Origin of the sequence: Geodermatophilus chilensis (genome assembly GCF_002802985.1) — a bacterium.
GTDB lineage: Bacteria > Actinomycetota > Actinomycetes > Mycobacteriales > Geodermatophilaceae > Geodermatophilus > Geodermatophilus chilensis.
In genome coordinates, this window is the sequence record NZ_NVPT01000223.1 from 1 (window position 1) to 7,117 (window position 7,117).

At 74.0% G+C, this 7,117-nt stretch carries 9 protein-coding genes and 1 tRNA gene; 2 read left to right on the forward strand and 8 right to left on the reverse strand.

Features of this window, described 5'->3' with window-relative positions:
• Positions 1-174 precede the first annotated feature (174 nt).
• Positions 175-675 (forward strand): site-specific integrase, encoded by a 501-nt coding sequence (locus CNO22_RS24520; RefSeq protein ID WP_157937105.1) that lies wholly within the window; start codon positions 175-177, stop codon positions 673-675.
• Entirely contained in the window at positions 672-821 is a 150-nt protein-coding gene (locus CNO22_RS29825; protein ID WP_269799632.1) for a site-specific integrase, read from the forward strand. The genes CNO22_RS24520 and CNO22_RS29825 overlap by 4 nt, the downstream gene beginning before the upstream one ends.
• A gap of 105 nt (positions 822-926) precedes the next feature.
• Here CNO22_RS29825 and CNO22_RS24530 read toward each other — a convergent pair.
• From CNO22_RS24530 to CNO22_RS24560, 8 genes are all read right to left on the reverse strand, one after another.
• Positions 927-1,000, reverse strand: a tRNA-Pro gene (locus CNO22_RS24530).
• Between the two features lie 76 nt (positions 1,001-1,076).
• Entirely contained in the window at positions 1,077-1,961 is an 885-nt protein-coding gene (locus CNO22_RS24535; protein ID WP_100501871.1) for an alpha/beta fold hydrolase, read from the reverse strand.
• A 66-nt stretch (positions 1,962-2,027) separates the two neighbouring features.
• Complete coding sequence (gene der, locus CNO22_RS24540; RefSeq protein ID WP_100501872.1) at positions 2,028-3,371, reverse strand: ribosome biogenesis GTPase Der; 1,344 nt, start codon at positions 3,369-3,371, stop codon at positions 2,028-2,030.
• Positions 3,368-4,054 carry a (d)CMP kinase gene (gene cmk / locus CNO22_RS24545; RefSeq protein ID WP_100501873.1) on the reverse strand — a complete coding sequence of 229 codons (687 nt, stop codon included), beginning with the start codon at positions 4,052-4,054 and terminating at the stop codon, positions 3,368-3,370. Before cmk ends, der begins: the two co-directional genes overlap by 4 nt.
• Positions 4,051-4,413 (reverse strand): chorismate mutase, encoded by a 363-nt coding sequence (gene aroH / locus CNO22_RS24550; protein ID WP_100501874.1) that lies wholly within the window; start codon positions 4,411-4,413, stop codon positions 4,051-4,053. Before aroH ends, cmk begins: the two co-directional genes overlap by 4 nt.
• Before the next feature lie 92 nt (positions 4,414-4,505).
• Positions 4,506-4,829 carry an aldose epimerase family protein gene (locus CNO22_RS27980; protein WP_157937106.1) on the reverse strand — a complete coding sequence of 108 codons (324 nt, stop codon included), beginning with the start codon at positions 4,827-4,829 and terminating at the stop codon, positions 4,506-4,508.
• Positions 4,830-4,929: 100 nt separating this feature from the next.
• A complete protein-coding gene (locus CNO22_RS24555; protein ID WP_100501875.1) occupies positions 4,930-6,003 on the reverse strand; it encodes an ABC transporter ATP-binding protein in 1,074 nt (357 codons plus the stop codon).
• Positions 6,004-6,057: 54 nt separating this feature from the next.
• On the reverse strand, positions 6,058-6,867 hold the full coding sequence (locus CNO22_RS24560) for an FGGY-family carbohydrate kinase (RefSeq protein ID WP_232807327.1): 810 nt from the start codon (positions 6,865-6,867) through the stop codon (positions 6,058-6,060).
• Between the last annotated feature and the right edge of the window lie 250 nt (positions 6,868-7,117).

Here is a 7,117-nt window from a genome sequence, read left to right on the forward strand (position 1 = left end):
CTCGTCCGCGGTCAGCCCGCCACCCTGGGGATACCTCATGGTGTGGGCATAGCGCAGGCCGCGCCGACTGTCAGCAGGGTCCGGCCGGCGGCCAACCGAGCCCGTAACTCCTGCCGTTAATGATCTTTAGACACGGCCGTTCGCGACGGTGCGCTGGCGGCCAACCCAGCCGCGGTGATCCGGCGGCCGAGGGTGACCGCCAAGGAAGCGGCGCACCTGACACCCGCGCAGATCGTCGACCTGCTCCGCGCGGCGGCCGGCACCAGGTACGCGCCGCTGTTCGCGCTCCTCGTGCACACCGGGTTGCGCCGAGGAGAAGCGCTGGCCCTCCGGTGGTCCGACGTCGACCTGGACGGGGGCACCGTGCGCATCCGCGGGACCCTCTCTCGGATCGATGGCCGACTCGCCGTCAGCGAACCCAAGACGGCGAAGTCGAAGAGGTTTGTGCCGATTTCCGCGCCCGCCGAGGAACTGCTCCGCGAAGTTCAGGCCACGCAGGCCGACGAGCGACAGCGGGCGGGCTCGGCCTGGCGCGAGACGGGGTTCGTGTTCACCACCGAGTTCGGTGAACCCTGCGATCCGCGCAACGCCCTCCGGGCGCTCAAGTCGCGGCCGCCAGGGCTGGCCTGCCGCCGGCCGGGCTACACACCCTCCGGCACTCGGCAGCCAGCGTGATGCTCACCAACGGTGTGCCGCTCAAGGTGGTCTCCGAGATCCTCGGCCACTCCTCTATCGCGATCACCGGCGACGTCTACGGGCACGTGGCGCCCGAAATCTCCCGCGATGCCCTCACCATCCTCGGAGAGGTCCTAGGTCGGTAAGGGCGACCTAAAGGTGGTCAAGAAGGTGGTCAAACGCCCCTGGAATGCGCTCAGGGGCCGTTGCGGATCTCTCCGAAACGGCCCCTGAGCTGCGGTTTCCCACTGTCGGGCTGACAGGATTTGAACCTGCGACCCCTTGACCCCCAGTCAAGTGCGCTACCAAGCTGCGCTACAGCCCGAGCGCCGGGCGGCTCGCACCGTCCGATCGCTGCGTATAGCAGGTTACCGCACCGGCTGAGACGCCCTGCCTGGTGGTCAGCCCCGCGCCGGAACCGCGTCCCGGTCGGCGGCCAGCACCTCGCGCAGCGTCGCGGCGAACGCCTCCGGCTCCCCTGTCTGGCCGTACTCGCCGCCGAGGAAGCCGCCGTGGTCGCCGGGGAACACGACCGGCGGCGTCCCCAGCCGCTCGGCCAGCGCCAGCCCGCACCGGTGCGCCAGCTCCTCCTGCGATCCCTCACCGACCGCGACCACGATCCGCGTCGAGGCGCTCCGCAGCGCCTCCAGGTCGTGCTCGTGGTGCGTGCAGCTGATCAGGTTGTGCCCGAGCAAGGCGTCCTCCCGCGAGCCGTCGTCCTCGGCCGGCAGCCCGAAGACGGCGGGGACCGGCAGGTCGCCGAGGTCGTCGGGCACCGGCCCGCGGTGGCCGACCAGCCGGATGAACCCCGCCATCCCGGCGCCGAACCCGCGCGCTCGGTAGGCGTCCCGCACCTGCCGGGTGGCGGCGAGCGCCTGCTCGCGGTCGGGCAGCAGCTGCAGCGCCGGCGGCTCATGCGCGACGAGGGTGCGCACCTGCTCGGGGTGGCGGGCGACGAGCACGAGTGCGTTGACCGCTCCCCCACTGCTGGCGAAGACGTCGACCGGACCGGCGTCCACCGTCGCGATCAGCCGGGACAGATCCTCGGCGTGCTCCTCGGGCGTGGTCTCGGTCGCGCCGTCGGTGCGCCGGCTGCGCTCCACGCCGCGCGGGTCGTACGTGACGACGGTGCGGTCGCGGAAGTGCGCGGCCAGCGTGCCGAAACCCGCCGCGCCCATCGGCGAACCGATGAGCAGCAGCGGCGGCTCCGTGCCGCTCCCGGGCCGGACGTCGTAGGCGAGGACGGCGCCGGGGGTCTCCAGCGTCTGCGTCTGCGGTGCGGTCATGGCTGCCTCCAGTGCGGGTCGTCAGTTCTCGCGGTGGAGACCTGCGCCGGAGGCCGAACTCATCGTTCAGCGCTTCGGCCGCTCGCCCCCCCGGCCCTCGCGGACCTTGACCGAGATCTCGATCGGCGTCCCGTGGAAGCCGAAGCGCTCGCGCAGCTTGCGCTCCAGGAACCGCCGGTAGCCGGCCTCGAGGAACCCGGTCGAGAAGACGACGAACCGCGGCGGGCGGACGTCGGCCTGCGTCAGGTACTTGATCTTCGGCGCGCGGCCACCACGGGCCGGTGGCGGCGTCTCCTGCACCAGCGCGCGGACGTAGGTGTTCAGCTCCGCCGTCGGCACCCGGGTCTCCCACGAGGCCAGCGCCTCGCGCAGGTGCTGGGCCAGCTTGTCCACGCCGCGGCCGGTCTTGGCGGAGATGTTGACCCGCGAGGCCCACTTCACCCGGGCCAGGTCGCGCTCGATCTCGCGCTCCAGCTGCAGGCGGCGGTCCTCGTCGAGGGTGTCCCACTTGTTGAAGGCGATGACCAGCGCGCGGCCGGCCTCGATCACCTGGGTGATGACCCGCTGGTCCTGCTCGCTGACCACCTCGTCGGCGGCGAGCAGGACGACGGCGACCTCGGCGGCCTGGATGGCGGCCTCGGTGCGCAGGCTGGCGTAGTACTCCATGCCGCTGGCGGTGTTGACCTTGCGGCGCAGCCCGGCGGTGTCGACGAACCGCCACTCCTCGCCGCCCAGGGTGACGATCGAGTCGACCGGGTCGACCGTGGTGCCGGCGACCGAGTCGACCACCGAGCGCTCGTCCCTGGCCAGCCGGTTGAGCAGGCTGGACTTGCCGACGTTGGGCCGGCCGACCAGCGCCACCCGGCGCGGGCCGCCCTCCTCCTCCTGCTCGCGCGGGGCCTCGGGCAGCGCGTCGAGCACCAGGTCGAGCAGGTCACCGCTGCCGCGGCCGTGCAGCGCGCTGACCGGCTGCGGCTCGCCCAGGCCCAGCGACCACAGCTCGGCGGCGTTGGACTCGCTGCGCTCGTCGTCGACCTTGTTGGCCACCAGGATCACCGGGCGGTCGCTGCGGCGCAGGATCCGCGCGGCGGCCAGGTCGGTCTCGGTGGCCCCGACCTGGCTGTCGACGACGAAGACGATGACGTCGGCGGTCTTCATCGCGTACTCGGCCTGGCGGGTGATCGACGCGCCCAGCCCGCTGGCCTTGGGGTCCCAGCCGCCGGTGTCGACGGCGGTGAAGCGCTTGCCGTTCCACAGCGCCTCGTAGGCGATCCGGTCGCGGGTGACGCCGGGGGTGTCCTGGACGACCGCGGCGCGGCGACCCAGGATCCGGTTGACCAGCGTGGACTTGCCGACGTTGGGCCGGCCGACGATCGCGACGACCGGCAGCGGCCCGGTCTGCTCCGTCATCGCGAGGCCCCCACCGTCGTGAGCGCCAGCTCGACCACCCGGTCGACGACGCCCTCGCGGTCCAGGTGCGTGCTGTCGACGACCACGGCGTCCTCCGCCGGGCGCAGCGGGCTGTCGGCGCGGCTGCTGTCGTACTCGTCGCGGCGGCGCAGGTCGGCGGCGAGCTCGGCGACCTCGTCCGGCGTGCTGAGGCCGAGCTGGGCGGCCCGCCGCTGGGCGCGGGCCTCGGGGGCGGCGGTCAGGTAGACCTTGAGCGTCGCGTCGGGCAGGACGACGGTGCCGATGTCGCGCCCCTCGACGACGACCGCGTCGGCCGCGGAGACCAGCGCGCGCTGCTGGTCGACCAGCCGCCGGCGCACCGAGGGCACCGCCGACACCGCCGACACCGCGCGGGTGACCTCCGGGCCGCGGATGCGCACCGCGACGTCCACGCCGTCGACTTCCACCAGCTCGGTGTCGGCCGCCGTCCCCACCTCGATGCGGGCCGCGGCGACGGCGGCGGCCACGGCCTCGGCGTCCTCCGGGTCCACCCCGGCGTCCAGGACGGCGACGGTCGCGGCGCGGTACATCGCGCCGGTGTCCAGGTAGGCCGCCCCCAGCCGGGCCGCGACGGCCCGCGCGACGCTGGACTTGCCCGTCCCCGAGGGGCCGTCCAGCGCGATCTGCCCCAGGAAGTCGGTCACTGGGCGATGTCCCGTCGCAGCGCCGCCGCACCCCGCAGGTACACGTGCTGCACGTCCGCGCGCGGCCTCTCGGTCTCCACGTGTGCCATCAGCCGCAGCACCCGTGGCAGCGCGTGCGGGACGCCGATCTCGGTGGCGCACATCAGCGGCACGTCCCCGAAGCCGAGCTCGCGGGCAGCCAGCGCCGGGAACTCCGAGACGAGGTCGGGCGTGGCGGTGAACAGGATGCTGATGACGTCGTCGTGCTCCAGCTGGTTGCGCTCCATCACCGCACTCACCAGCTCGCGGGTCGCGTCGAGGACCAGCTCCCGCTCGTCGGCGTCCACTTGCGTCGCGCCCCGGATGGCTCGGACGGCCACTACCACTCTCCTCGATCGGTGCGGGGCCCCGGATCGCCGGAGCCCCTCGGTCGAGTCTAGGGAGCCACCGCCACCCGACCGGCACCCTGCTCTCAGCCGATCGCCTGCAGCCCCCAGCGCGCCGTCGTCGACTCGCCGGGCTCGAGCCGGCGGACCGCCTCGCCGGTCCGGAAGGGGTCCGGCGGGCAGGTCACCGGCTCGACCGCCGGCCCGCGGCGCCGGCGCGGCTCGGGCAGCACGTCCCCGGTGAACAGCTGAGGTACGGGTGGCCCTCGTCCAGCCGGACGACGGCGCCGCCGCCGTCCGGGCCGGTGAACCGGGACGCGCGCCGGCCCGTCAGGGTCCCGCTCGAGGTCGGTGGAGCAGTGGTCGACGACCAGGTCCCCGACCCGCCATCCGGCACGCAGGAGGGCCATCTCCCCCACGCGGTGGCCGTCGAGGACGTCGCGGTCGCCGCAGCGGTAGGTGCGCAGCCCACCGCCGACCTCGACGACGGTGACCCGGTCGGCGGCAGGCTCATCCCAGCCGGGCCCCGCCGCCCACGTCGAAGAGGTGCACGTGGCCCGGTCGCGGCCGCAGGTGCAGCCGCTCCCCCTTCCCCGGGGGACGCCGGCCGTCCACCCGGGCGGTGAGTGTGTGCTGCTGCCCGTCCAGGGTGGTGTGCCCGTAGACGTAGGCGTCGGCGCCCAGCTCCTCCACGACGTCGACTTCCATCGCCAGCCCGGAGCCGGCTGGCTCGAGGTCCTCGGGACGGACGCCGAGGACCACCCGCTCGTCGCCGGCGCGGCTGAGCACGTCCCGCGTCACCGGGTGGACGTCGTCGCCGAGGGACACGCCGCCGTCGACGACCGGGAGCTCGACGAGGTTCATCGCCGGTGACCCGATGAAGCCGGCGACGAAGACGTTGGCGGGCCGGTCGTAGAGCTCGCGGGGCCGGCCGATCTGCATGAGGACGCCGTCCTTGAGCACGCAGACCCGGTCGCCCATCGTCATGGCCTCGGTCTGGTCGTGGGTCACGTAGACCGTGGTGATGCCCAGACGCCGCTGCAGCTGGGCGATCTGGGTGCGGGTCTGCACCCGCAGCTTGGCGTCGAGGTTGGACAGCGGCTCGTCCATGAGGAACACCTGCGGCTGGCGGACGATCGCCCGGCCCATCGCCACCCGCTGCCGCTGGCCGCCGGACAGCGCCCGCGGCTTGCGGTCGAGGTAGGGCTCCAGGTCCAGCAGCCGGGCGGCCTCACGCACCCGGGTGCCGGTCTCCTCCTTGCCCACCTTGGCCATCCGCAGCGCGAAGCCCATGTTCTCCGCGACGGTCATGTGCGGGTAGAGCGCGTAGTTCTGGAACACCATCGCGATGTCGCGGTCCTTGGCCGGCACGTCGGTGACGTCGCGGTCGCCGATGAGGATGCGGCCGGCGTCGACGTCCTCGAGCCCGGCCAGCATCCGCAGCGACGTGGACTTGCCGCAGCCGGACGGGCCGACCAGGACGAGGAACTCGCCGTCCTCGACCTGCAGGTCCAGGGCGTCGACCGCGGGCCGGTCCGCGCCGGTGTAGACCCGCGTCGCGGCGTCGTAGGTGACTGTGGCCATGGGGGTGTTCCTCTCGTGCGCCGGGGGCCGGCGTCGCCGTGGGTTCGGGGGCGGTCAGGTGCGGTCGGCGGTGAGGTCGCGGACCTCGGCGTAGCGCTCGCGGACGGCCGGGAGGGGGTCGGCCTCGTAGACCTCGGTGGCGGCGCCCGGCCAGACCGGCGGGGTGTCGCCGCCGGCGAGCACCCAGGCGGCCTGCCGCGCGGCGCCGTCGGCCACGTACTCCCCGGGCGGCGGCACGAGCACCGGCACGCCGAGGACGGCGGGGGCGATCCGGCGGACCGCCTCGGACCGGGCGCCGCCACCGACGAGGAAGACCCGGCGCACCGGCGTGCCCCCGGCGGCCACGGCCGCGAGCCCGTCGGCCAGCCCGCACAGCAGGCCCTCGACGGCAGCCCGCGCCAGGTGCGCAGGGTCGGCGGTGGAGAGGGTGAGGCCGTGCAGCGCCCCGGTGGCGTACGGCCGGTTCGGCGTCCGCTCGCCCTCCAGGTAGGGCACGAGCACCAGACCACCGGCGCCGGCCGGCGCGGACAGCGCCAGCCGGGACAGCTCCGCGTGGTCGACCCCCAGCAGCCGGGCCGTCGCGTCCAGCACGCGGGCGGCGTTGAGCGTGGTGACCAGCGGGAGGAAGTGTCCAGTGGCGTCGGCGAAGCCGGCGACGGTGCCGGTCGGGTCGGCCATCGGCGTGGTGGACACGGTGGAGACCACCCCCGAGGTGCCGATGGAGACCACCACGTCGCCGGGCTCGGCGTTGATGCCGAGCGCCGCGGCGGCGTTGTCGCCCGTGCCCGGTCCGAGCACCGCTCCCCCGTCGGCGGTCACCGCGCCGGCGGCGACCGTCCCGGCCTGCTCGGCGGGGCCGAGCACCCGCGGGACGACGGGGATGCGGCCGAACGCCCGCTGGAGCAGGTCGAGGCGGTAGTCGCCGGTGAGGGGCGACCAGTAGCCGGTGCCGCTGGCGTCCCCACGGTCGGTGATGAGCGCGTCCAGGCCCTGCCGGCCACCCGCCGACCCGCCCCCGCGCTGCCTCTTCTACACATCTGCCGCAGCCGACGCCCCCTTCCCGCGTGCACACACTGGCCTCTCGCTACATATAAAAAATATACAAACATCAAAA

What these genes read in the sequence shown, in the direction of transcription:
- CNO22_RS24535 (WP_100501871.1), bottom strand. Translation starts at nt 1,961, where the DNA reads ATGACCGCACCGCAGACGCAGACGCTGGAGACCCCCGGCGCCGTCCTC.
- der (WP_100501872.1), bottom strand. Translation starts at nt 3,371, where the DNA reads ATGACGGAGCAGACCGGGCCGCTGCCGGTCGTCGCGATCGTCGGCCGG.
- CNO22_RS27980 (WP_157937106.1), bottom strand. Translation starts at nt 4,829, where the DNA reads ATGGCCCTCCTGCGTGCCGGATGGCGGGTCGGGGACCTGGTCGTCGAC.
- CNO22_RS24555 (WP_100501875.1), bottom strand. Translation starts at nt 6,003, where the DNA reads ATGGCCACAGTCACCTACGACGCCGCGACGCGGGTCTACACCGGCGCG.